16 protein-coding genes are annotated in these 25,705 nt (G+C 49.3%); 5 read left to right on the top strand and 11 right to left on the bottom strand.

What is annotated here, in order from left to right; genetic code table 11:
• The first annotated feature begins 277 nt into the window (after positions 1 to 277).
• The gene (locus tag LKE33_03990) at positions 278 to 802 is read left to right on the top strand and encodes a hypothetical protein (protein MCH3950087.1); all 525 of its coding nucleotides are present in this window, start codon (positions 278 to 280) and stop codon (positions 800 to 802) included.
• Between the two features lie 287 nt (positions 803 to 1,089).
• Here LKE33_03990 and LKE33_03985 read toward each other — a convergent pair whose 3' ends face one another.
• The 5 genes from LKE33_03985 to LKE33_03965 form a co-directional block, all read right to left on the bottom strand.
• Complete coding sequence (locus LKE33_03985) at positions 1,090 to 1,893, bottom strand: TPM domain-containing protein (GenBank protein MCH3950086.1); 804 nt, start codon at positions 1,891 to 1,893, stop codon at positions 1,090 to 1,092.
• 28 nt (positions 1,894 to 1,921) lie between these two features.
• Complete coding sequence (locus LKE33_03980) at positions 1,922 to 2,476, bottom strand: LemA family protein (protein MCH3950085.1); 555 nt, start codon at positions 2,474 to 2,476, stop codon at positions 1,922 to 1,924.
• A gap of 322 nt (positions 2,477 to 2,798) precedes the next feature.
• Positions 2,799 to 11,819 carry an S-layer homology domain-containing protein gene (locus LKE33_03975; GenBank protein MCH3950084.1) on the bottom strand — a complete coding sequence of 3,007 codons (9,021 nt, stop codon included), beginning with the start codon at positions 11,817 to 11,819 and terminating at the stop codon, positions 2,799 to 2,801.
• 943 nt (positions 11,820 to 12,762) lie between these two features.
• Positions 12,763 to 13,848: a 3-phosphoserine/phosphohydroxythreonine transaminase gene (serC, locus tag LKE33_03970; protein MCH3950083.1), complete on the bottom strand. Its 1,086-nt coding sequence runs from the start codon at positions 13,846 to 13,848 to the stop codon at positions 12,763 to 12,765.
• Positions 13,832 to 15,094, bottom strand: coding sequence for a DUF1015 family protein (locus LKE33_03965; GenBank protein ID MCH3950082.1), 1,263 nt, complete (start codon positions 15,092 to 15,094; stop codon positions 13,832 to 13,834). The genes serC and LKE33_03965 overlap by 17 nt, the downstream gene beginning before the upstream one ends.
• 434 nt (positions 15,095 to 15,528) lie before the next feature.
• Here LKE33_03965 and LKE33_03960 point away from each other — a divergent pair, with 434 nt between their 5' ends.
• Together LKE33_03960 and LKE33_03955 are read left to right on the top strand one after the other, a co-directional pair.
• Complete coding sequence (locus tag LKE33_03960) at positions 15,529 to 16,218, top strand: AzlC family ABC transporter permease (protein ID MCH3950081.1); 690 nt, start codon at positions 15,529 to 15,531, stop codon at positions 16,216 to 16,218.
• Positions 16,211 to 16,573, top strand: a complete 363-nt coding sequence (locus LKE33_03955) for an AzlD domain-containing protein (protein MCH3950080.1) — start codon at positions 16,211 to 16,213, stop codon at positions 16,571 to 16,573. The genes LKE33_03960 and LKE33_03955 overlap by 8 nt, the downstream gene beginning before the upstream one ends.
• Positions 16,574 to 16,665: 92 nt before the next feature.
• On the opposite strand, the gene LKE33_03950 is transcribed toward LKE33_03955, so the two are convergent.
• The gene (locus LKE33_03950; protein MCH3950079.1) at positions 16,666 to 17,442 is read right to left on the bottom strand and encodes an IclR family transcriptional regulator; all 777 of its coding nucleotides are present in this window, start codon (positions 17,440 to 17,442) and stop codon (positions 16,666 to 16,668) included.
• A gap of 226 nt (positions 17,443 to 17,668) precedes the next feature.
• Between LKE33_03950 and LKE33_03945 the strand changes: the two genes are divergently transcribed.
• Positions 17,669 to 18,640, top strand: coding sequence for an arginase family protein (locus LKE33_03945; GenBank protein ID MCH3950078.1), 972 nt, complete (start codon positions 17,669 to 17,671; stop codon positions 18,638 to 18,640).
• On the top strand, positions 18,640 to 19,173 hold the full coding sequence (locus LKE33_03940) for a folate family ECF transporter S component (GenBank protein MCH3950077.1): 534 nt from the start codon (positions 18,640 to 18,642) through the stop codon (positions 19,171 to 19,173). The genes LKE33_03945 and LKE33_03940 overlap by 1 nt, the downstream gene beginning before the upstream one ends.
• Before the next feature lie 234 nt (positions 19,174 to 19,407).
• Here the strand turns inward: LKE33_03940 and LKE33_03935 are convergent, their stop codons facing one another.
• From LKE33_03935 to LKE33_03915, 5 genes are all read right to left on the bottom strand, one after another.
• Positions 19,408 to 21,528 carry a heavy metal translocating P-type ATPase gene (locus LKE33_03935; protein MCH3950076.1) on the bottom strand — a complete coding sequence of 707 codons (2,121 nt, stop codon included), beginning with the start codon at positions 21,526 to 21,528 and terminating at the stop codon, positions 19,408 to 19,410.
• A 38-nt stretch (positions 21,529 to 21,566) separates the two neighbouring features.
• Positions 21,567 to 21,857 (bottom strand): DUF1490 family protein, encoded by a 291-nt coding sequence (locus tag LKE33_03930; GenBank protein ID MCH3950075.1) that lies wholly within the window; start codon positions 21,855 to 21,857, stop codon positions 21,567 to 21,569.
• Between the two features lie 655 nt (positions 21,858 to 22,512).
• Positions 22,513 to 22,893 (bottom strand): RidA family protein, encoded by a 381-nt coding sequence (locus LKE33_03925; GenBank protein MCH3950074.1) that lies wholly within the window; start codon positions 22,891 to 22,893, stop codon positions 22,513 to 22,515.
• A gap of 15 nt (positions 22,894 to 22,908) precedes the next feature.
• Positions 22,909 to 23,979 carry an ABC transporter ATP-binding protein gene (locus LKE33_03920; protein ID MCH3950073.1) on the bottom strand — a complete coding sequence of 357 codons (1,071 nt, stop codon included), beginning with the start codon at positions 23,977 to 23,979 and terminating at the stop codon, positions 22,909 to 22,911.
• 15 nt (positions 23,980 to 23,994) lie between these two features.
• On the bottom strand, positions 23,995 to 25,677 hold the full coding sequence (locus tag LKE33_03915; GenBank protein MCH3950072.1) for an iron ABC transporter permease: 1,683 nt from the start codon (positions 25,675 to 25,677) through the stop codon (positions 23,995 to 23,997).
• Between the last annotated feature and the right edge of the window lie 28 nt (positions 25,678 to 25,705).

Here is a 25,705-nt window from a genome sequence, read left to right as displayed (position 1 = left end):
ATAGCAACTAAGGCATTTTGTGGGCAAAGCAATAGTTCTGAAGAGCAAGCTTATTATTGTACAAAATCATGCACTAGAATGCCACATGATTAGCATTGATTTATAAGGGCTTTCAGAGCATTCTCCCCTGATGTATAAAACGTAATAATTGATACAAGTTTATGGCAACAAATTCTTTATTTTTCTTAGTTTGCAAATTTTTTATGATTCTTCACTAAAAATTCATTTTTTTCATTGTATAATATAGCGTAGTGAATTTATGAGAGGAGTGTTAAATATGAAATTAAGTAAATATGTAGCTGCCGCTGTGGTAGCCGCTGCCGTAACCGGTTCTGTAGCAGGTACTGCTGTCCCTGTATATGCAGCTGCCGTTTCCGACACCATTTCGGCTAAACAAACTGCTATCAACAATGCATCCCAGGTTGTACCTGCTGCTGCAAAGCTGGTAGGCGCTAAGACGGGCGAAGACGAATTCGAACTGGAATATCTGGATCCGGATACGCTGGAACGCTATGAAGTTGAAGTTGACCGTGCAACCCAGAAAGTAAAAGAAGTTGAAGTTAAGAGCTCTAACTATCCGGGCAGTGTTACGGTAAATAAGACTCCGGAAGACGTAAAAGCAGCTATTACGGCTCGCTATCCTGATGCCAAGAACATCGTTGTTGAAACCGTTAAGGATGACAAGGAAGGCACTCCGTTTGTTGTCTATAAGGCAACCTTTGAAACCGATGCTTTTGCCGGCGAAGCTCTGCTGAATCCTGCAACCTGCTACATTGGTTACCAGGATCTCGAATATAAATAAGAGATAATTATAAAAAGGCTGTGGAACAATGAGCAATCATTGTTTCGCAGCCTTTTTTCGCATGTCACCGGTCGCTGGCCGCGGGTCGCCCGTGGAAGAAAAATAATCAAGGCATTTTTCTTTGAACCTATAAAAATAAAACCTGAAATTTAGATTACCAGCTAAATTTCAGGTTTTATATCATATTTTCACTTGAATCAGAAGCTTTAATACACTGTCGCAGACGAGGCTATATGCCATAGGCCAAAAGCTAAAAGCGCTTTTTATTTTTTCACAGCCTTCTGTTTTTACCAGCTGCGGCTGGACCCGCCGCCTCCGCCGGAACCGCCGCCAAAGTGGCCGCCACCGCCAAAGCCTCCTCCGAAGCCTCCGCCAAATCCACCACCGCCTCTTCCTCCGCCGCGGAAGAAGAAGAGGTAGAAAAGCGTTCTTAAAATAGCACCGCCGAAGAGTACCCGGTCGAGCAATATAAACACCAGGATGCCTGCGAGGATCAACAGTTTAAAGAAGAACGGCATTTCCCCACTCTGGGAAGTATCGTCCGGAACATCCGGTGCCCGTTCGACAGGAAGATTCTTGACAGACAGCCCGTAGCCCTTTGCCGTTGTCTGAAGTATGGCGGCGTAGCCGTTCAGGATTCCCTTGTCATAGTCTCCTTTACGGAAGTACGGAATCATATACTCGTCCTGAATACGCCCGGTCAGTCCATCGGGCAGTGTTCCCTCAAGGCCATAACCGACTTCAATCCTTGATTTCCGGTCGTTGACAGCAACCAGAAGCAAAACACCGTTATTCAGTTTTTTATCACCAATTCCCCAGCCGCGGAGCACGGCAAGACTGTATTCTTCCAATGAGGCCCCGTCCAGAGTCGGCACAGTCAGAACTACAACCTGTGCCTTTGTTTTTTGTTCCAGAGCCCTGCTGTAGGCAAGAATCGTCTTCTTGGTCTGCGATGAAAGCACACCCGCCCGGTCATCCACATAGATATTGTTTGTCGGTTTGGGCGGAATCGCCGGGGCCGCACTTACCGGAGCGAGGAAGGAAAAGAGGAACTGACAAAGCAGCAGTACCCCAAGTAATAAATTCCTCATCTGATTTTCCCTCTTCCGTCAGCGCGGATCAAAACTTGACCTGCGGAACCTGCTTTGCCTGTTCATCAGCCTTGAAATAATCATGAGGAGTGAAGCCAAACATCCCGGCCAGAATATTCGTCGGGAAAGATTTGATTTTGGCATTGAAAGCCTGTACGGAGTTGTTGTAATCCCGGCGTGCCACGGCAATCCGGTTTTCAGTGCCGGCAAGTTCATCCTGCAGCTGCAGGAAGTTCGTATTGGATTTTAACTGCGGATAGTTTTCAGCAATCGCAAGCAGGCGAGACAGGGCGCCATCGAGTTCATTATTCGCAGCCGAAGCATCAGCCACTGACTTAGCACCGGCCAGCTTGGCACGCGCGTTAGCTACATCCGTAAAAATCTTTGATTCCTGAGCTGCATAACCTTTAACGGTATTCACAAGGTTCGGAATCAAGTCGTTCCGGCGCTGGAGCTGGTTTTCCACCTGGCTCCACTGACTAGTCACATTTTCGTTTGCCGAAACCAGGCCGTTATACGTGCCCATCAGCGCACCTGCAATCAAAACAATTACGACAACAATCGCAATCAGTACTTTTTTCATCTATTTCTTCATCCTTTCTGCTTATTTTATCTTTATACCCCGTACGGGTACATTTTTGATTGTATCTGATGAAGCACTTGCTGTCAAGTGAACGAACTGTGACATGAAAATACAGGAATTTTTTTACGACAGCAATCAGGTGCCAGCAGTCGGTACAACCTTGCAGGCAAAGTAACAATAATATAGGTCTTGTTTTTATAAGTTTGAAGAAAAATGCTTTAGTCATTTTTCGTCCGCCGGTGGAATGCAGGCTGCGGAAAGCGTGAAAAGGGGCTGCGAAACAATGCGCAGCATTGTTCCGCAGCCCCTTCACATCATTTCATCATTGTTTCGGCATGTTGAAAGTTTCCGGATAGTTTTCGTTAAGCCGTACACGTTCAATGGTCGGTAAGCCTTGCTTGTTCCGCTGGATAGCATCCACACGGATTCTGGAGAGTTCAGGTTCGAATTCTTCAATCAGCTGGTCGCCTACATCGACGCCCTTCATGAGTGCGCGGTAAACGATTTCTGCAAATTCGTACCGGGTCAGCAGGCGGTCTCCGCCAAAGTTGCCATCCGGATAGCCTTCAATGAGGCCCGCTTCGGAAAGTTTCTTGATGGCTTCATAAGCCCAGTGGTTCTTCGCCACATCCGGGAAGAGCTTTTCTTCACGGACAGGAGCCAGGATTCTGCCTGCCACCTGATTGAGTATGCTCTTCAGTTTCTCGATTTCACCGCTCTGCTGTGCCACAGTCTGACGCAGGTCAAGGATTTCCTTGCCCATGGCTACACGGGACCGGGAGACATGATTCTTGCCGCCAAGCTTAAAGGTTACACCGGCATTCACCATGTTTTCACCGCCGCCCATGCTGCCGCCGACGCTGAAGAGCACGTCTTCGTTCGGACGGTAGAAGGCACCGATAGCTATAGCATCAGCACCGCGGTACGTACCGTAACCAGCTGCAAAGTCAAGCTTGCTGTCCGGATCGAAATCCAGCGGATGGAGCGCTGCCAGCGCTGCTGCACCGGCACCGACGTGGTCGACGCGGTCACCCAGACGAGTTACGGCACTGCCGATATTATTGACCGCCTGGTTGGTCCGATACAGCTGGCTGCCATTAACGGCATCCTTCGAGGTCGGGGTAATATCACCATCATGGACATTGACAATCTTATTGCCGCCCATATTGATGTTATCGCCATTAATAGTGACATGTCTGGTGTTATCGACATTGTTGACGGTAATGCTGTTCAGGCCGGAAATATCCTTGGACAGTTTGATGGCTACGCCGTTATTGCCGTCCTTCACGACGCCGATGTTATTATCGGTCAGATTCGTGGTATCGGCACCGCCTTTAAGATTCATAGTATCACCAAGGCCAACAGTAACGTTTTCTCCGTCATCTCCCTGGAAGACACGGCCGCCATTGATTCTCTGATCAACCTCTTTCAGCTGATCTTCCGTAGCGGCACGGCCGGATACGATATGGTCACGATCCCAGTTCTTGTTTTCCAGGCCGGTGAGGTACTTGCCTTCGGCCGCGTTCGGTTCAGCGTCATCGTGATTTGCAATCGTCTGATTGCCCAGTTTCACGCCGGCATCACCGCCGATGGAGAGGAGTCCCTTCCCGTTATCGCCTACATCGAGCTTGCCATTCTTACCGTCTATGGACACTTTATTATCGCCGCTGCCGGCACGGATGGAAGCATCATTGCCTGCGATTTCGACTTGTCTTGCTGCATCGCCGCTGCCGGGCGCACCGTTGCCGTCGCCCATGACGATGTGGTCATTCAGGTTCACCGTGTTGTCCTCACGGACGGTGATGTTCTTACCGCTCTTAGCCTTGGCACCTTCGGCAGCACTATTAGCAATGTTCTTCACATCGCCGATGTTGGCACCGTTGGTATCCACATCGTAAATCGGTCTGCCTTCGGCATCATGATCACTGGCGCCGCTGCCCATATTGGTAATCTGGCGATTGTTGGTTCCATCGCCGAGGCTCAGGCCACCACCGTCCAGCCGAATACCCGTATTGTCTCCAATCGTCACGGAATCCACGTTGATATCCCGCTTCAGGGCAACCTTGACTTCACCATCTTCCACTCTCGTTTCAATGTTCCGTCCATCACCCTTGACAGTAACGGCTTCACCCAGATTCTTCATGACGGTCTGATTGTCTTCAGCCTTCAGCCCGAAGCCGCCGCCCTGGTCTACGTTCGTAATGGAATCCTGCACCATCTTCAGCTGATCTTCCGTAGCTGCACGGCCGCTGACGATGCCCTTGTCCTTCGGGTTCCAGTTCTTGTTATCGAGACCCGTCACGTAATTACCATTTTCGATTTCCCCGGGCGCACCGTTCTTCGTATACTGGGCATTCTGGTTGGCAATGTAAATTCCGCCGATCCAGTTACCGTCAGCATTCTTTGAGCCACCAATCCGGACAGAATCAATACCCTGCAGGTTCTTTGCAAGACGTACTTTCAGAGTATCCGTGCCGTCAGCTACGACGCCGATATTATCTGCCTCGCTCAGCTTATTTTCATCGGTAACGCCGCCCTTGATGTTGACTTTCTGATTCAGGTAGCGTTTCACGTCAGTTCCCGTGTCGCCGCCGTAAATCTGGCCGTCATCCATCGTAGCAACTTCGTGTGTCTTACCGTCCTGATCAGTATAATGCAGGCGCGTAGCCGCTTCCGTACCATTCGTCAAGGTCACGTTCTTATCGGGATTCAGTGTAACCGGTCCGTAATGGGTCGAAATGTCACTGTAGGCATCCTTGCCGGCTGCACCGTTTTCGCCATCCTTGCCCTTCAGGCCGATATGACCTTCATTACCATCCTTACCATCGATAGAAACAGCATCCTCGCCGTCCTGGCCATCCTTGCCGTCGACCCCGATATGACCGTCCTTGCCGTCCTTGCCGCCAATGGTGATGGAATCACCCAGCTTCAGGTCGTAGGTCTTCAGGCCATCGTTATCGGTGACATGGAGTTTAAGGTTTTCACCGGTATATATGTCCTTACCGTCAGCATCCTTTCCGGATCCGGCAGCCGTACCGCCTTCAACCGTCACCTTGGTATGCTTGCCGGCCAGCGTCTCAACTTCTTTCAGCTGGGACACGTTGACGACATCCGTATCATTTACACCGGCATCGACGTTGGTAATCTTATTGCCGCCCATGTTGATGTCACCGGTCTTAATGGTGATTTTCTTGCTGTTGTCCGCATTATTGATGGTGAGGCCTTCATTGTTGATGACCGTATTGCCCGTCGTCACGCTGTCAAGACCGCTGAGATCCTTGCTGAGACGGAGATGCAGCGTATCCGTGCCATCGGCATAGACACCGATATTTTGAGCAGTACTGAGCTTGCTTTCGTCCATCTGGCCGCCCCTGATTTTAATTGTTTCATTCAGGTAGCGCTTCACGTCAGTGCCCGTGTCGCCGGCATAAATCTGGCCATCATCCATGGTTGCAACTTCATGGTTGAAGCCGTTTTGGTCGGTATAATGCAGACGCGTCATCTTCTTTGTCACGCCGTCTGCCATGGTCACGTTCTTTTCATCGTTCAGGCTCTTCGGTCCGAAGTGCGTGATGATATCAGCTGTAGCATTCTTACCATCCTGACCTTTTTCACCATCTTTGCCGTTCATACCAATGTGACCTTCGTTACCATCGTCGCCCTTGACAGTGATGGTAACGCCATCCTTACCGTCTTTACCGGCGACACCGACGTGACCATCCTGGCCGTCCTGACCGCCAACGGTAATGGAATCATTGAGTTTCAAATCATACGTATCTTTTCCATCAACGGTTGTGACATGGAGTTTCAGGTTTTTACCTGTGTATACATCCTTATTCTCGGCGTCTTTGCCGCTGCCGGCAAGCGTCCCGCCTTCGACCGTTACTGCTGTATGAGCACTGATAGCGTTATCAGCCACTGCCTTCAACTGATCTTCTGTAGCGGCACGTCCGGAGACGTAGCCATTTTCCTGCGGGTTCCAGGTCTTATTGTCAAGACCGGTCAGATATTGGCCATTTTCCGCATGGGACGTTGTACTCGTGACATCCTGTTTGGACAAGTTGATATCGCCGATCTTCACAGATCCATTGGCTGTCAGGTCAATGTCCTGTGCCAACTGGACTTTCAGTTTGCCATCCACATTGTTGACGCCGATATTGTTCTCTGTGAGATTATTAGCATCGGCTCCGCCGACTACATCAAGCTGCTGGTTCAGGTACTTCTTGATGACTTTCGACGTATCGGCCTGTCCGTCGTCACCGGCATAGACCTGGCCGTCATCCATGGTAGCCACTTCGTGTTCGTAGCCGTTCTGGTCTTTATAATGGATACGCGTCATCGCCGGCTCGCCGTTATAGGTCACGTTCTTTGCTTCATTAAGGCTGGCAGGTCCGAAGTGCGTGATGATGTCGGCCGTAGCATTCTTGCCGTCTGCGCCCTTTTCACCATCTTTGCCGTTCAGGCCAATATAACCTTCGTTGCCGTCCTTGCCATCGATGGCGACGGCGTCTTTGCCGTCCTGACCATCTTTACCGGCCACGCCGATATGACCGTCCTTACCGTCTTTACCGCCGACAGTAATATCGTTGCTCAGGTCGTAGGTCACTTCGGCACCCGTGCCATTATCTTTAGCTTTCACGGTCGCCTTCAGGTTATCGCTGTCCTTGAAGTCGACAACCTTACCGTCAGAGATGGTCACTTCGTGCGTAGCATCACTGTTTTCCTGAACTTTGAAGCCGCTCATACCGCCAAGGCTCTGCAAATCGGTGGCTACGGTGTACGTGGTGGCGCCGGCCTCGGCATCCGTTCCCGGAGTCACCTGAATATTAGTTCCAGCTATTACGATAGTATGGTGCGAATCCACTGTCTTCAGTTGATCTTCCGTGGCGGCGCGTCCGGAGACGATACCGTTCGTCGCAGGATTCCACGTCGTATTGGAAAGACCTGTCAGGTAGCTGCCAGTTTCGGAACCGCCCACTGTGTTCGCAACTGTCTGGCTTGCCAGCTTGATGCCGCCGATTGTTACGGAACCGGATTCCGTGAGGTCAATGTCCTTGTTCAGTTTGACAAGAAGCTGTCCGTTTTCGCCATCCTGGCTGGATACAACGCCGATGTTCTTATCTGTCAGATCAGCTTCATTTTCAGCATTGCCTTTCACATTGACCTGCTTGTTCAGCTTAACCTTGGAAGTATCGCCGAAATCGCCGTTGTACTTCATGCCATCGTCCATTGTGGCAACCTGATGCTCACCCTTTTCATCCGAATAGATGATACGGGTCATTTTTTCTACCGTTGTCCCATTCTGGGTTACAGTCAGATTCTTCTCCGAATCCAGGCTCGGATCACCGATGCCCGGACGCAGTGTCAGTTCGGCGCTCTTACCAGCAATACCATCCTTGCCGGCAGGGCCCGTCAGACCGATGCTGCCGTCCTTGCCGTTAATCACAACAGCAGAGCCATCCTTGCCGTTGACGCCGATGGTGCCGTCCTTGCCATCCTGACCAGCCTCGCCCTTTTCACCTACGGTAACGCTGTCACCTGTAATATCTTTATCCATCAGGACATTGATTGTCGTATTGCCATCACTATCCTGGGAAATCACCGTCTTCAGGTTCTTACCGCTGTACTGAGCATCTTCTTTTTCACCGCCGCCCAGTACGTTAACTGTCGTGTTAAGCAGATTCGAAGCCGGATTCGGGGTGCCGCTGTTGGCACCAAATTTCAGACCGTCGTCCATCGTGGCGACTTCGTGTTCAATATCATTTTGATCTTTATAATGCAGGCGCGTAGCCGCCTTCGTACCATCCGTCAAGGTTACGTTCTTTTCAGGATTCAGCGTAACAGGTCCGTAATGGGTTGTAATATCGCTGTACGCATTAAGGCCATCTGCACCGTTTTCGCCGTCCTTGCCATGGATGCCGATATGACCTTCATGGCCATCCTTGCCATCGATGGCGACAGCGTCCTTGCCATCCTGACCATCCTTACCGTCCTGGCCGTTGACGCCGATATGACCATCGGCACCGTCTTTACCGTTGATGGTGATATTGTTTTTCAGATCATAGGTGACTTCGACGCCCGTATTATCGGTCTTCTTGCTGATGGAAGCAGTCAGGTTATCACTGTCCTTAAAGTCGACAATCTTACCGTCGGAAATCTTGACTTCGCTTGCCGCGTCGCTGTTGCCCTGTACCTTGAAGGAATCCATTCCGCCAAGGCCTTCCAGATTGGCATTGACCGTATACGTCTTCGCACCGGTCGTGGCATCCGTAGCTTCCTGAACCGTTACATGGTTACCTGCTTCCACTTTCGTATAGGCGCTGGCCACGTCAGATACCGTCTTCAACTGGTCTTCTGTTGCAGCACGGCCGGATGTATAGTTGCCTTTATCCCATGTCTTGTTATCCAGACCGGTGAGATAGTATCCGTCGTTGGGGTTAGCTCCGCCGCCGGCCTGTTTAGCCAGCTTGATATTGCCGATATTCACGGAACCTGATTCCGTCAGATTGATGTCTTTGTTCAGCTGGATTTTCAGTTTGCCGTTATCGCTGTTGACACCAATATTGCCGTCAGTCAATGTACCCGTGGCGCCGCCGATAATCTCAAGCTGTTCGCCCAGTTTCTTACTGATGACCGTGGAATCGTCACCCTTGAACTTCAGGCCATCGTTTTTCGTAGCGATGCCGGAGAGTGTCACGGTTTCGCTGCTGCCGTTCTGGTTCTGTACCTTCAGATTGATGGTACCGTCATCACCGACCGGATATTTTCCATCCGACCTGTCAGGGTTCTTTACGAGACGATAATCCTGGTTCAGGACGCTCTGCAGGCTGACATCAAAGGTCACATTATCGTTGCGGGTCATGGTGAGCGTCTTGCCATCATTGCTCACGGTGGCACTTGTCACATAGTAGTCGTGTAAATCCGTCACAGTAGCCGCCGTACCATTGGCCACCTGGAGAGTTGCCGTACCGGAGCCATTGTCCTGATACGTGGCCGCACCGCTTGTTACGTATTTATCACTGTTAGCGACTTTCTTCAGCTGATCTTCCGTGGCAGCACGTCCGGTTGCAATGTTACTGCTGTCCCACTCTTTATTGTCAAGGCCGGTCAGATAATGGCCTTCTGCCGTATTAGCTCCGCCGCCGGACTGCTTAGCCAATTTGATATTGCCGATTGTCAAAGAACCGGTTCCTGTCAAATTGACGTCCTTATTGAGCTGAATCTTCAGCTTGCCGTCGACATTATTGACGCCGATATTGCCTTCCGTCAGGGTACCGGAATCAGCACCGCCGACAATATCAAGCTGTTCATTTAACTTCTTGGAGATGACTTTTGTGCTGTCACTTTGGCCGTCGTCGCCGGCAAATTTCAGGCCGTCGTCCTTAGTGGCCACATTATCGCCCAAATCGTACTGGACATTGACGCCATCCGTCGTTTGGGTTACAACGGCCTTCGTGTTGGTACCGTCTTTGAAATTCACAACGTTGCCATCCTTGATGGTAGCCTTTTCCGAGCCGTTGTTGTTTACTTTAAAGGACTGCATGCCCGTGGAATTTACCGTATAAATCTTCCCACCGGTAGTACTGTCTGTCGTCTCCTCGACGCTCACATTCGTCCCGGCTGCAACTTTGGTGGAATTTGCTTTTAGCTGGGCCACGTTCACAGCATCCGTATCATTCGTACCGGCAGCAACGCCAACAATCTGGCGAGAAGCATCGGAACCGCTGCTGACGGAAACTGCACCCTGTGTAGATTTCCAGGTAGCATCCGTCTTTGTAGAAGCTGCACGGGTTGCGGGATCATAACCCACGACACCACTGGCAGTCGAAGCCACCGACCCGCTGCCGAGAGCGATACCGCCATCAACTGTAACAGATGAATCATAGCCAACAGCCACGCCGTTGCTAATAGTCTGCGAAGTACTGCCAATCTCAGTACTTTCACCGATAGCAATATTGTTATCACCGTAAACCTTGCCCCCATAAGAATCCACTGTGTTATGAGAGCCTTGAACCGTATTGCTGGAACCGCGGACCAAATCTCTCGCGCCCTCAATGGTATTGTTATTACCTTGGACGACGGAATCATTGGCGGCTACCGCAGCAGTATCCGCATTAATCTGGTTTCCGGAACCTTGCACGACGTTGTTGTCGCCTTTGACCGTCATGCTGCTTCCCTGCAGGACGTTACCGGAACCTGTAACATTTACCGAGTTTCCTTCCGTCACGTTATTGACGCCCTTGATAGTGGTATTAGCACCGATAGCAATGGAATTATTGTCCGTCGTAGAGGCTACGCTGCCATTGTCAATAGTCGTTTGATACCCGATACCGATGGCTTTGCTGCCATCAATCTTCGTAGCATTACCAATGGCATAAGAATCGGCAGCATTTTCTGTCGTTTCTGCCTGGATACCGAAGGCAATGGAACGATCCCCTATCGCTTCCGTATTATGGGCCTCGTCATAAGGAGTTCCGCTTGTCGTACCAATCTGACCCTTATTACCACTGGTCGTACCAATCGCAATCGCTCTGTCACCAACGGCATGTGACGAATGACCAATCGCTACCGATCCGGTGCCCTGAGAAGAAGAGGCCGTACCTAACGCCAGGGAGGCATCATTGGTGGCAGCGCTTTGTCGACCAATAGCTACAGCACCCATACCAGTGGCTCCGGCAGCCGTACCAATGGCCATGCTTCCCTGATTAGTAGCACTGGCAGCTGCACCAAAGGCGATGGCAAACCTTTCCTTAGCCCGGCTGTAGTCGCCAATCGCAATACCGGAAGCACTGTAATATACCCCATCCTGTTCAACGGTAGAATTAAAGGAAATATTATCAGCATAGTTACCGATTGCAATCCCAGTAACGGCATCTGTCGGGGTTCCGAAATAGGTATCAGTTCCTGACGTATTGCCCGGTGTACTGTAATCAGCAATACGTACAACTTTAAACTTGTTCTTTGTGGTACTTCCCGGTTCATAAAATTGTTCAAAAATCAAAGTACCGTCGTCACCTATACCAACAATTTGATAGGCAGTAGTCAAACCGGTCGCTCCACCACTAAAGGGATAACTGTGCCCGCTTCCTTGTGAACGACTTTGCCATTCCGACGGAGTTTTCGGAACTTCAACAACTACGTTATCAGCCCATGCTACAGGCATAGAAAAAGGCAACAGGGCTCCTATGGTCAGAGCGGCTGCTGCAATTCTTTTCAGTTTTCCGGGCGCAGAAGTGCCCACGACTGCTTTTTCCTTTGATTTGCCGTTATTTTTGGCAAGTTCCGATACTACGACATAGCAATGCTTTACCTTACTCCAGATAACTTTGTAGATCTTATTCATTTAACGTTCCTCCTCAGATACTTTTTCCCCAGGTATCATTTGTTGGTTTATAGCGGGCCGTCTCCACCGGCCGAAAAAATAAAAAAGCACCTCCCTGCATGCTGCTCATTGTTGTATAACCTTAAGATAATTTGTTTTTGTCAGTCCTCACGTCCGTCTCCATCGGCCGAAATGACTAAAAGCACCTGCCGGCACTTGACTTATTGCTCCATAATCTTCAGGTTAATTGTTTTATCAGTTCATCACAGCTGTCTCCATCAGCCGAAATGACTAAAGGGGCATCCCCCGAGTTCATAGTTTTTTATTATCTTAAGCAGTATTCTATTAATTAATATTCTTTATTGTTACAATATAATATAAAAATCCCTTTAGTCAATATTTTTTGCTTATTGTTTCTGTTTTTTTATCATTTTGAATAAAATGATATTTTTTATAAATAGTGTTACAATTTTAAGAATTATTTTAAACGAATTTTAAATTTTTAAATTATTTTTCGATATTATTTTATAATTAATATATGTTATTTTTAGATAGTTAAGTAAAAGTTAAGTAAAAATTAACGATTACCGCTTATTATCAATAATAATTTCTTATTATTATTTTCTTGTGTGGACTTCAAAACCTTTTCCATAAGATTATGCTTTATATACAAAAATAAGGGCTGTGAAATAATACACGCGCATTATTTCACAGCCCTCATTTCACGCTTCCCGCAAATCGCCCGTGGAAAAAATTGACCAGGACATTTTTTCAAACATAAAAAAATAAAACCTGAAATTTAGATTAACTGCTAAATTTCAGGTCTTATATAATATTTATCTGAATCAAAAGCCTTAATACACTGTTGCATACGAAGCTACAGGCCATATGCTATAAGCCAAAAGCGCATTTTTATTTTTTCACAGGACGCCCACAGAAACCAGCGGCCCGTAATCTGCAGCGTTTATGCGTTCTTGTGATAAAAATCTTCCATAAAGGCAGCAAGGCGCTCGCAGCCTTCCTGCGGCATAGCGTTATACATGGACGCCCGGATGCCTCCGACAACGCGGTGTCCTTTGAGTCCGACCATGCCGGCTTCACCGGCTTCAGCAAGGAACTGAGCTTCCAGTTCCTTACTCGGCAGCGTGAACGTGGCATTCATCATACTGCGGCTGTCTTTCTGAGCCCTGCCGCGATAGAATTCCGGATACGTATCAATGACGTTATAGACGATTCTAGCCTTCCGCTCATTGGCAATCTGCAGGGATTCCAGGCCACCGCGGCTCAGCAGCCATTCCGTGACGAGTTCCACGATATACACGTTGAAGCACGGCGGCGTATTGTACATCGAATCATGATCCATGATGTTTTCATAATTCAGCATGGAAGGCAGATTAGCATCCCGTCCGCGGAGAAAGCTCTTTTTTGCAATCACGACAGTAACACCGGCCGGACCGATATTTTTCTGGGCTCCGCCGTAAATCAGAGAAAACTTCTCCATCGGAAGCGGTTTTGCCAGAAGATCCGAGGAGCAGTCAGCAATGAGCGGCACCCACCCCGTATCGGGATATTCACGATATTCCGTCCCGTAGACCGTATTGTTGGACGTAATGTACAAGTAAGCTGCCTGAGGCGGCATCTGAATCTCATTTGGTTTCGGCACCCGATCATATCCGGTTTCCTTGCTGGAATAGGCAATGGCAACCTCGCCTTCCTTGGCGGCTTCCACCATTGCTTTATGGGCAAAGTTCCCTGTATCAGCGTACGCGCCGACCTTACCGGGCGTCAAAAAGTTCATGGCCAGCATGGAAAACTGCAGGGACCCGCCGCCTCCCAGAAAGAGGACGGCCCAATTGTCGTCAATCCCGAGCAGCGTCTTGATATTTTCCTGTGCCTTCGTATTGATTTCTTCATAAAGAGCAGATCGATGGCTGATTTCCATGACGGACATACCACTTCCATGGTAATCGAGGAGCTCCTGCTGGGCCTGCTTCAGAACAGGCAGCGGCAGCATGGAAGGGCCGGCGCCAAAATTATAAACTCTTGCCATTTTGTTCATCTCCAATCAAGTGAATCGTCAGTGCATCCCGCAGTTTCGGTTCAAACCAGGTCGATTTCGGGGGCATGGTCCTGCCGGAATCAGCTACGGCAATCAGCTGATCCATGCTTGTCGGATACAATGCAAATGCAACGGCATAATCGCCGCAGTCCACAGCATCCTGAAGTGCCTGGATTCCTTTGATGCCGCCCACAAACTCAATACGTGAATCCTTACGCGGGTCCTTGATGCCCAAAACCGGCTTCAGCACTTCGTTTTGCAAAATGCTGACGTCAAGGCCCTCAATCGGGTCATCGTGCACAATTTTTTCCTTGGCTGTCAGTACATACCAACGGCCGCCGACATACATGCCGAATTCATGGACTTTTGCCGGCTGCACAGGCCTTTCAGCCTGGGAAATGGTAAACTTTTCGCTCAGTTTGGCCAGCAGCGTTTCATCCGTAAGACCGTTTAAATCCCGTACGACACGGTTATAGGGCAGGATATGCAGCATATGTGCCGGGAAAATCACGGAAAGCACGTAGTTATAAGCTTCCTCCCCGGTCTGATGCGGACGAGCGCCGAGCTTTTTAGCGACTTTATAGGCTGCTTCACAGCGATGGTGACCGTCGGCGATATAAAGTGCCGGAATCTGCCGGAACAGCTCCGTCACTTTCTGGATTGTGAGCGGTTCGGAGATGACGTACAGCGTATGACGAACGCCGTCATCGCCGGTAAAATTATAAACCGGTGTATGATTGCCCATATAATCAAGGAGCAGCGCGTTCAATACACCCTTGCTCCGATAGGCCAGGAAGACAGGGCCGGTCTGGGCTTTTGTCGCGAGAATGTGGTTCACGCGGTCCTTTTCCTTGTTGGCCCGGGTCAGCTCGTGCTTTTTGATGATTCCTGTTTCATAATCCTTAAGAGAAGCAGCGGCGACAAGACCGATCTGGATATAGGCCCCCATCTGCTGACGATAAATATAGTAGCAGGGCGTCGGATCCTGCTTCATTTGTCCGTTGTCAATATAAGCCTGGAGATTTTCCGCGGCTTTTGCATAAACGCGGGCATCATCCTCCTTGATTGATTCGGGAAGGTCCGCCTCTGCGCGCGTCACCTGGATAAAGCTCAGCGGATTAGCCTTTAACATCTCACGTGCTTCGGACGTGCTCATCACATCATAAGGAAGTTCAGCAATTTTGCTGACGAGTTCGGGAATAGGTCTCAGTGCTGCAAAAGGTTTAATCGTTGCCATATAAAATCACTCCTGAAAATAAATTATGCTTAAAAAATCAAACTTTATAATCAAAACTGTAACAATACAGCGATTATTATATCATAAATAAAAACATTAGGTTAAAAAATGTACAGCTATTAATAACTTTAATATAATTGATTTATTTTATTAATAGTATTTTCGATTTGTCAGTTTATTTTATTAGTATAGCAGACTACCGTAAGGATTTGGTAATAAGCAAGTAAAAAGTGACTTATTCCCGGCAGTTGCTGCAAGGTTAGCGTTCTATTTTAAATTCTTTCTACATAAGTTATAATAAATTAACGCAATTTTTGCAGCTATCATTTCGCAAAAGAAGGTGCAGCAATGATCACAATTACACCACGCGTGCTCAAAAAGATCACTCCCGTCGTTATCGGCTACATTGCACTGGGAATGGCCTGCGGCATGCAATGATCACAATTACACCACGCGTGCTCAAAAAGATCACTCCCGTCGTTATCGGCTACATTGCACTGGGAATGGCCTGCGGCATGCTGGGAGAAAAAGCGGGGCTGACGCCGGGCATCATGTTTGTCATGAGCGTCCTCGTTTATGGAGGCAGCTCTCAATTCATCGGAATTGCGATGATGATGCAGGGTGCCTCTTTCATCTCCATCGGTCTTACTGTCTTTGTCGTCAGCTTGAGAAATGCCCTGTTTACTTCGTCTCTTGCACCATACGTACGGAAATGCACCGATACCTTCACAACGCTTTTTTCCTATGGGCTTACCGATGAATGTTTTGCAGTCAATCTTGCCTCTTACGAAGAAAAGATTGATTGGCAGCCCGGGGAAGCCATGGCCGTCAATCTGCTCTGTATGTCCACCTGGGCCGTCAGCAACGCGGTTGGCTGTTTCCTTTCTTCCTTCATACATCTGAACCTGGCACTTGTTTCTTATATTCTCACTGCCATGTTCCTGGGTATCTGGTCCAACTATATGGGCAGCCGCAGCCTCGTTGTGACGGGAATAGGTGCCGGCCTGCTTTCCGTTTTTCTGGCCACAGTAGTTCCCTACAAACTGCACATTGTGCTGGCCTCACTGCTTGTGTCCGGGCTCATGACTTTCTTATCGTTGCGGGGAGGTCGTCACCATGATTGAAGCTTTAAAAGATTTCCGCCTGACTGCCAGCTTCAGCAACTCTTATGTCATTCTGTGCATTCTTGCCATGGCGCTGACGACATTCCTGCCGCGTTACCTCCCCATGGCACTGCTCAAAAAAAGGACGCTGCCGCACTGGTTCGAGGCATGGCTGCACTTTGTACCCCCAGCTATTTTCGGAGCCCTTGTCTTTCCGGATATCTTCTTGAAAAATAACGAATTATACCTGTCCCTGGAAAATATTCCGCTCCTTACCACGCTCATCATTGCGCCCATCGTCGTCAAGACAAAATCCCTGGGAGCCGCGGTTGTCTGCGGCGGCGTTGTATTTGGAATTTTGCAGTATCTCCTGTAAAGTACTGATTTGGATTCAAGGGCCTCTCTTCATGAGTAAGAGAGAGCTGAAAGCGAGGGACTGTCGCATATTACGGCAGTCCCTCGTTTTTTCTATCTCAGCAGACTTGCCTTTTTCTTCAGCCGTTCAGCAGCTTCGAGAAGTCCGTCGCGAAGGACTTCATAACCGATGTCCTTGAGCCGCTGCACGGGGCCGGAAAAGCTGATGACATAGCGTTTTTCGTCCAGGATCAAAGGGACTGCCACGGCAGCCACGCCTTCATCCACTTCCCCTTCAGATACGGCAAAGCCGGCCTGCAGCATGGCAAGGATTTGGTTCCGTAAAAGCCGCTGCTGTGTCCGATTCTCGTAGATTTCCGCAATAAGCTGTGTGCGCAGAGGTTCAGGCTGGATGGCCAGCAGCATTTTCCCTGAAGAACCGACATGAAGCGGTACCACATATCCTTTTTGTCTGGTAATAGAAAGACTGTGACGGGACTGGGCCATTTCTGTGCAGATACCCGTATGCCCGAGAAGCGTTGAAACGACGACGGTTTCATTGAATCGATCAGCCAGGTGATTGATTTCCTCCGTCAAAAGATCCCGCACCGTATTATGAACAGAAACCGCGGAGGCTACCAGCAAAATACCCGTACCCAAACGATAACGGCCGCTTTTTTCACTTTGCTCAATCCAGCCGGCGTACTGCAGCGTACGCAGCAGCCGGTACACGGTAGTCTTGTGCAGCTTCAGAGCCTTGCTGATTTCAGTAAGTGACAGGGATTCCTTGCGCTGTGCCGCGTAGAGTTCAAGCAGTCTGGCCGCGTGCAGCACAGAATGGTTCAGCGGCACGGATGGAGTTTGAGTTTTTGCAATATCTGTTTCGTTCATGTTTTCTCCCATGTTAACGGTATTCAGAATAAGTCCATCATCCGATTTTCACATCTTCATTATAGCCGTTTCAAATTGTGAAAGTCAAAGAAAAGTTTCATTATAGTGCACAAATTGCAAAATAGTGTCTAAAAAGATTGTTTTTCCGATTCCACTTCTCTATAATGAGGCCAACATGAAAGAAATCTTCATCACAATGTTTCTGGTATAAAAGGAGAGAATTCCTATGGATAACTTCAGCTTACAAAAACCGTTGAATATGGCCCCTACGGGCATTGCTACTTTTGCCAAGAGCGATCTTGCCACCGATATCTACCATCTCAATGCAGATATTGCCGTGCTCGGTGCTCCGTTTGATCTCGCCATCCAGGGCAGAACAGGCTGCCGCCTCGGTCCCCGTGGTATCCGTCTCGGTTCCACGAGATTTTCCTATCGCAAAGGCGGTACCTATGATTCGGAACGCCGGAAATTTTATATGGACGCCGCCAAGTGGCACGTGGTAGACTGTGGAGATGTAGATTATATTCCCGGTGACCTTATGAGCACGATGAACAACCTGCGCGAAGCCGTCCGGATTATCCAGAAGCAGCATGCGCTGCCGGTTGTGCTTGGCGGTGACTGCGCCGTAGACTTTCCTGTACTGCAGGGCCTCGAGGGAATCGGGCAGTTTGATATTGTACATATCGACTCCCATCTTGACTGGACCAAGCCGCTGGATGGACAAAAGTTCTTCAACGGCTCTCCCATGCGCAACGCAGCTACACTGCCTTACGTAGGACGGACGCTGCATCTTGGTATCCGCGGCATCGGCAGCAGCGGTCCGGATGATTTTGCGGAAGCCGAACAACACGGCGACGGCATCTATTCCGTTCGCGAAATCCGCCGCAGGGGCATTGATGCCATCCTGAAAGAATTCAAGCTGGCACCGCAGGTTGTAGTCTGCTTTGATATTGATGCTATGGACGCCGTCTATGCGCCGGCCACGGGTTCCCCTATGTTCGGTGGTTTCAACTACGACGAAGCCGTGGATATTCTGGAAGCTGTCGGCAGCAGCACCGAACTGAAAGGTGTCGTTATGACCGAAGTGGCACCGCCTTTTGATGACGTAGGCGGCACGACAGGCTATCTTGCAGCCCGTCTCATTTCTGACCTGCTGGGCTTTGCCACCAAGGCCAGGGAAGAAAAAGGAGAAAAATAATGAAGACTAAGGGACAAAACCGGATGCGCCCTGTTCAATGGATTACCATGATTGGGTTTTGCGTAGCCATGGAAATCATCCTGGCCCGATTTTTGTCCCTTCGTACGTGGAATCTCAAGATTGGGCTGAGCTTTCTGCCCGTCGCGGCCGCTGCCCTCATAGGAGGGCCTCTGGCCGGCGGGCTGACGGGTGCTTTAGGGGATCTTATCGGGGCGACGCTTTTCCCCGTAGGACCCTATTTTCCGGGATTCACTCTTTCTTCGTTCCTTGACGGTGCCCTTTACGGAATTTGTCTGAAACGCGGAGTTACCCGCAAAAATATTCTCATCGCTGTTCTTCTCACCCAAATTGGAATCAGCCTGCTGCTCAACACGTTCTGGCTTACCGTGCTTTTCCATACGTCATTCCAGATTCTTTTATGGCCGCGTCTATTTCAGTGCGGCGTCGGAATTGTCGTCAAGACGATTGTACTGTGGATTGTACTGCCGCAGATGGAAAAACACCTGAAAAACCAGTGGGCAACGCGGCAGTGATGTGACAGCATAGATCTATTCAATAAACAAACGTATGGATGCTCTTCTGCGTTCTGCAGAGGCATCCTTATTTTTTTATATCCAAAACTCTGAATCTCCCGGTATTGTCCCTCCTGACGCATAAATATACCCTCTTTACTGGGGAGCCCAATAGAGAGGGTATACATCAACATATTCTTACTGCCTGCCGCTATTCATCCCAAAGAAAATGATAACAAAGCTTCGAACTCGTCCTTATGCCATTTTCTTAAGATTCGTCATGCTATGGAGACTAATGGCAATGGTTGATCCGTTATGCAGAAGCGCCGTTGCCGCCGGCGGCAGGATGCCAAACACGCCCAAAGCAATAAGAGCCGTATTGAAAGAGACGACAAAATCATAGTTAAAGTTAACCCGCTTCATGAGCAGATTACTGATCTGTTTAAGGACGATGAGCTGATGAAGGTCCCGTTCAGAGATGGTGATATCTGCAATTTCACGGGCAATATCGGCCCCTTCCGCGATAGCGATCCCGGCATCGGATTCCGACAGAGCCGGTGAATCATTGATGCCGTCTCCTACCATGACGACCCGATGTCCTTCCGCCTTAGCTTCTTTGACGAAGCGGGCCTTTTCCTCTGGAAGAACTTCCGCATAAAAGCGGTCGAGCCCCAACATCCCGGCCACGGTTTCTGCTGTCCGGCGGCTGTCACCGGTCATCATGACGAGGTTCCGGAACCCTGCCTGGCGCAGACCCTGCATCACGTCGCGGGCTTCCGGGCGAAGCGGATCTTCGATACAGATAATGGCCATCAAGACACCATTAAGCGCCATAAACACATGGGAATAATAGCGGGGACGACTTTCAAACCGTTCTTCCTCCCCTTCGGGAACGCGGCAGTGCTCGTCATCAAAGATGAAATGATAAGAGCCAATAACGATTCGTTTATCATCGACCCGCGAAGCAATTCCGTGAGCTACGATATACTCCACTTTACTGTGCAGTTCATCGTGGGTAATTCCTTCCTCAGCGGCCTGACGGACTATAGCGTTAGCGACAGAATGAGGAAAATGTTCTTCCAGACAGGCCGCATAGCGCAATACCGTCGTCCTGTCGTATCCGCCAAAACAGATGATATCAGCTACTTTAGGCTTGGCGATGGTCAGCGTACCGGTCTTGTCGAAAACAATCGTATCAGCTTCTGCCACGGCTTCGAGAAATTTGCCGCCCTTGACCGTTATCTTGTACATGCTGCACTCCCGCATCGCTGAAAGAACAGCGAGAGGCATGGAAAGTTTCAAGGCACAGGAAAAGTCAACCATAAGAACTGCCATAGCCCGCGTCACATTTCTTGTGAGCAGGTAGGTAAGGATCGTTCCGCCGAGGCACCATGGCACAAGGCGGTCAGCCAGGTTATTGGCCCGCGTCTCAAGATTTGACTTAAAGGCCTCTGATTCCTCGATCATCTTGACAATCCGGTCGAAGCGAGTCGCTCCCGCTTCTCCCGTCACACGGATTTCGACTTCGCCCTCTTCCACAACCGTTCCTGCAAAAACAGGACTGCCGGAATTCTTCCGTATCGGCAGGGACTCTCCTGTCATAGAAGCCTGATTCACCAAGGCCTCCCCTGCTGTCACGATTCCATCCAAGGGAATCGTACTGCCCATTTTCACATTGATACAGTCATTGCGGCTGATGCTGGTAATGGGCACTGCCATTTCTGTACCGTCAGCAAGAACTTTCCAAACCGTATCGACATTGATGGACATGTGGGAAGCCAAATCGTAAACTGACTTTTTGAGTGTCCATTCTTCCAGGAGATCACCAATCCCAAGGAGCAGCATAATGGATCCGGCAGTACCCAGATCACGTTGGAGCATAGCCGCCGTAATAGCCGTCGCATCGAGGACAGGGACATCCAGTTTTCCCGCCATGAGACTTTTAACTCCGCTGCGAATGAATCCGATAGTGTGGTACCACGCACGAACCATCCGAATGGGCCAGGGCAGAAACCACTTGCAGGCAAAATGCCGGGAAACGAGAGAAATGAGACGGCTGCGGTAGGTCCGATTCAAAATCAGAGCATCCGCCTGATGTCTGTACTCTTTTTGTAAAGCCCGGTCATTGGGATCAAGATGAGCCAGTGCATCAACGAGAGCCGTCCGAACCGAAAGAGATGGAGCAGGATCAAAAGAAACGGCTATTTCTCCGGCCGCACTATACAGCTTGACCTTACGAACCCCTCCGATCTGTTCCAGGCTCTCCATGATGACAGCACCCTGCCGTGCGTCAAAGTGCCGAAGGAAGGAACCCTTACTCGACAAGCACCGAATATGAATTCGGTCTTGGACTTCGTGTAACATCTGAAATTTCACGACTGTTCCATCCTTTCTTTTTGGAATGTTTCAGGGATTCAGGCCTGGTCTTCCACGGGTTTCAAGGCCTCTTCCCTGGCCTTTTCGTCAGCGGCTTCCGCCGCTTCCCGTTTCCGATTTTCTTCTCTGGCCTGAGCCACAATATCATCTGCCTGAGCTTCCAGGGAAGCCGCTCCCTTTTCTGCGCATTTTTGAACACGCAGAGCCACAGCCGTCGTCGATACGGCTGCTTTCTTCATGACCTTGGATTTCAAAAGAAGCCGGGCCGCCAGGCCAAGTACAGCACCGCCAGCAACCATCCCGACATGCATCCAATCTTCTCTTTCCATATACAGCACCTCTTTTATGTTTAGTAGTTTTAACTAACTTATATTTAATAATGTTAGTTAGTTAAATCCTCTTACTCAGCCATTATAACGGTTTTTTACCCTATTCACAAGGGAATTTTGTAGATTTTAGAGATATTATTCCCTATTTTTAACCGATTTTCCCAAATTTTGTTAAGAAATGCTTTTGCATTAAGATTAGTTTATGGTAACTAATGTTTAGACAGGGAAATTTTCTTATGGCTGTTTCTGAAAACAGAGCCTGCTCTGCAGGAAGCAAATCATAAACAGTGAAAAGGAACTGTGAAATAATGCTCACACATATTTCACAGCCTCTTTTTCACGCTTTCCGCAGCCCTCCGTCCGCATCTCGCCCAAGGAAGAAAAATGACCAAGGCATTTTTCTTTGAACTTATAAAAATAAAACCTGAAATTTAGATTATCTGCTAAATTTCAGGTTTTATATCATATTCTATTCGAATCAAAAGCCCTGCCACACTGCTGCAGACGAGGCTAAATGCCATATGCCAAAAGCCCAAGACGCTTTTTTATTTTTTCGCAGTCTTTTTAAAAAGACGCAGATCATGTTCTGCGGTCTATAATCAGCCAAAAAAAAAGATGTGGAGAAATGGAACATCATTCCTCCACATTCTCTTTTTTACTTAACAGCAAAAGCCTCGATTTCAACAAGGGCACCCTTCGGCAAAGCCGCAACCTGGAAGCAGGCGCGTGCCGGGCATACTCCCTTAAAGAAGGTACCGTAGACTTCATTCATGGCACCAAAGTCCTTAATGTCAGCCAGCAGCACCGTCGTCTTGACCACATCATCCATGGTGCATCCCGCTTCCGCAAGAATGTTCTTGACGTTTGTCAGGGACTGTTTGGTCTGGGTTACGATATCCTTGCCGGCAAATTCACCCGTCGCCGGATCAATAGGAATCTGACCGGATACATACACCGTCGTACCCGTGGCTTCAATACCCTGAGAATAAGGGCCGATAGCGGAAGGAGCCTTTTTCGTTGCGAGTTCTTTTTTCAATGGAACAACCTCCTGTCAGGTAATAATATAGTTACTCTTTTCATTCCCTAACAAGATTATATCACTCAAATCAAGATAGAGTTGTTCCCCGTCTTTCCATTGGTGATAAGCGCTGCCGTGAGTGATGACACGCAGGACATGTTCCCCTACCTGGATGCGGTAATCCACGGAATCACCCATATAGAAGCGGTGGTTCACGGTACCGGTCAGCATACCGCCTGTCTTGGAAAGGGTAATATTTTCCGGACGGACAGCAATAACGCCATCTCCCTCCGGCAGGTTCTTCGTATTTGGGAAAGACACTTCAGTGCCTTTGACAAAGACCCGGTCACCGCGGACATCGGCAGGAATAAAGTTAACGAGGCCGATAAAGTCAGCCACCATCTTATTGATAGGATGGTTATAGACGTCAAAGGGGCGGCCGATTTGCTGCACCACGCCGGCATTCATAACGACAATGCGGTCGCTCATGGTCATAGCTTCGGACTGGTCGTGCGTTACGTAAATAACAGTAATACCTAACTTCTTCTGCAGGGAAGAGATTTCAAAACGCATGCTCTCACGCAGTTTGGCATCAAGGTTGGACAGCGGTTCGTCAAGCAGCAGCAGGCCCGGACGGGCAATCAGCGCTCTGGCCAGAGCCACGCGCTGCTGCTGACCACCGGACAGCTGGTTAGGATAGCGGGAGCCATAGCGCTCCAGATGCACCATTTTAAGTGCCTCTTCCACGCGTTTTTTGCGTTCCTCTTTGCTGACACCCTGGATTTTCAGCGGGTACACGACATTTTGTTCCACCGTCATATGAGGCCAGACCGCGTAGGACTGGAATACCATACCGATATCGCGTTTTTCCGGCGGCATGAAGACACCGGTTTCCGCGCTGCTTACCACCGTATCCCCCAGTGTAATGGTACCTTCTGTCGGGCGTTCAAAACCGGCAATCATACGCAGCGTTGTCGATTTTCCGCAGCCGGAAGGCCCCAGGAACGAAATAAATTCTCCATCGGCGACATCAATATTAAAATCGCCGACAGCAGTCACATCTCCAAAACGTTTATACAGATGCTCGAGTTTAACTTGAGACAAGATCTTTCCCTCCTCTTAGATGGCAATATGTCCCTTGGATACCTTGTTCAGAATCAAGTTGCCGATCATGACAATCAACAAGATGATAACGGACATAACGGAAGCATTCTGGGTATCCGCATAGGTCTGCAGTTCAAACAGCAGGACGCCAATGGTCTGGGTATCACTGCCATAGAGCAGGTTGGACATAGTCAGTTCGTAGAATGACGGCATAAAAATCAAGAACCAGCCGGCAACGATGGACGGTGCAATCAGCGGCATAATGATATCTTTGCAGATCCGCAGCCAGCTGGCGCCGGAATTGAGCCCTGCTTCTTCGAGGCTGCTCGACACCTGACTGAGGGAAGCAGCAATGGTCCGGACGCTCATGGTCATGTATTTCACCAGATAAGAAACGACGAGGATCCACATCGTCGAATACAAGTTCAGGCCAAAGTTGCCGGAGAAAGTAATAATCAAGGCGAGAGCAATAACAACACTCGGCGTGCTGCCGCCGACCATAACAAGGATATCCGGCAGCGTACGGCCGCGTACTTTCGTCTTGGTCGAAAGATAAGCGACAAACAGGGACAGTACCGTACCAATGCAGGCAGCCGTAAAGGCATATCCCAGAGAGCGCCAGATGCAGTCCAGATACTGGCTGTTTTCCAGTACCGGTTTCCAGGCATCAAAGCCAAAGTTGTCGAGACTGAGGCCCTTGGAAATGCTGACCATCAGGGACGTAGCAACAATGGAGGCAAGCGGCAGGACCACCGCGATAAAAGCATAGGCACTGACGAGAAACGTCGCAGGCCCCTTCCATTTGCCGAGTTCTACGAGAACCGGGCGTGTACTTTTACCTCCAATGGTGGTATAGTCCTTGCGTCCCATAAGCCAGGTCATGAAAAAGAGCAGACCGTTGGCCAGAATCATCAGGGAAACAGCCAGCGTTGTTGCGTTGCGGATACCCGTATCGTCCCCCATATAGACGAAGGAAACGATACGCGTCGTCAGCACTTCCACGTTGCCCGGCATGCCGACGATGGCCGGAATTCCGAAGCAGGAACCGGCACCGATAAAGACAAGCAGACCGCCGGCAAGAACACTCGGCGCCATCAGCGGCAAAGTCACATCCCACAATACGCGGAGCGGCGAAGCCCCGGCAATACGTGCCGCTTCTTCCAGCGTCGGATCCATTTTTTCCATGGCACGGGATATCGTAATGAAAGCAAAGGGCGAATAGAACAAGGTCAGAACCCAAACCAGCCCGCCTTCGGTATAGATGTTAAAGGGTGCCTCGGAAAGAGAAAAAATTGTTTTGAAAAGTTCATTCAAGTATCCTACATCGGGATTGAGGAGCTGTGTCCAGGCAATAGCCCCGACATAAGGAGGAATCATGTAACTGGCTACCAGAATGGTCCTGAAATACCGCCGTCCCGGCAAGTCCGTTCTGCCGATCAGCCACGCCAATGGGAAAGTAATCAAAACACTGAGAATCATGACGATAATGGAGAGTTTGGCTGTGTTAGTCAAGGCTCTCATATTGACGCTTTGGCTGTAAACGGCAAGATAACTGCTGAAATCTAATTTCCCGTCCACAACAATACTGTCGTAAATCAATACGCCTAAAGGCAGCACAATAAAATACAGCAGCACAAGGACGGAAAGTGCAATGACAATAAATTTACTGTCTAATCGAGGTAAATTACTCTTCTTCACTATGCACTACTCCTATCACATTTTGTTC

Source organism: Acidaminococcus sp., assembly GCA_022482815.1.
Lineage (GTDB): Bacteria > Bacillota > Negativicutes > Acidaminococcales > Acidaminococcaceae > Acidaminococcus.
Note: the sequence above shows the minus strand (reverse complement) of the source record. Positions and strands in the feature narration are given on the sequence as shown.

Excerpts from the sequence above, each read along its gene's own strand:
- LKE33_03945 (MCH3950078.1), top strand. The coding sequence starts at position 17,669 with ATGGATAACTTCAGCTTACAAAAACCGTTGAATATGGCCCCTACGGGC.
- LKE33_03975 (MCH3950084.1), bottom strand. The coding sequence starts at position 11,819 with ATGAATAAGATCTACAAAGTTATCTGGAGTAAGGTAAAGCATTGCTAT.
- LKE33_03930 (MCH3950075.1), bottom strand. The coding sequence starts at position 21,857 with ATGGAAAGAGAAGATTGGATGCATGTCGGGATGGTTGCTGGCGGTGCT.
- LKE33_03940 (MCH3950077.1), top strand. The coding sequence starts at position 18,640 with ATGAAGACTAAGGGACAAAACCGGATGCGCCCTGTTCAATGGATTACC.
- LKE33_03955 (MCH3950080.1), top strand. The coding sequence starts at position 16,211 with ATGATTGAAGCTTTAAAAGATTTCCGCCTGACTGCCAGCTTCAGCAAC.
- LKE33_03960 (MCH3950081.1), top strand. The coding sequence starts at position 15,529 with ATGATCACAATTACACCACGCGTGCTCAAAAAGATCACTCCCGTCGTT.
- LKE33_03990 (MCH3950087.1), top strand. The coding sequence starts at position 278 with ATGAAATTAAGTAAATATGTAGCTGCCGCTGTGGTAGCCGCTGCCGTA.
- LKE33_03980 (MCH3950085.1), bottom strand. The coding sequence starts at position 2,476 with ATGAAAAAAGTACTGATTGCGATTGTTGTCGTAATTGTTTTGATTGCA.
- LKE33_03950 (MCH3950079.1), bottom strand. The coding sequence starts at position 17,442 with ATGAACGAAACAGATATTGCAAAAACTCAAACTCCATCCGTGCCGCTG.
- LKE33_03985 (MCH3950086.1), bottom strand. The coding sequence starts at position 1,893 with ATGAGGAATTTATTACTTGGGGTACTGCTGCTTTGTCAGTTCCTCTTT.
- serC (MCH3950083.1), bottom strand. The coding sequence starts at position 13,848 with ATGGCAAGAGTTTATAATTTTGGCGCCGGCCCTTCCATGCTGCCGCTG.
- LKE33_03965 (MCH3950082.1), bottom strand. The coding sequence starts at position 15,094 with ATGGCAACGATTAAACCTTTTGCAGCACTGAGACCTATTCCCGAACTC.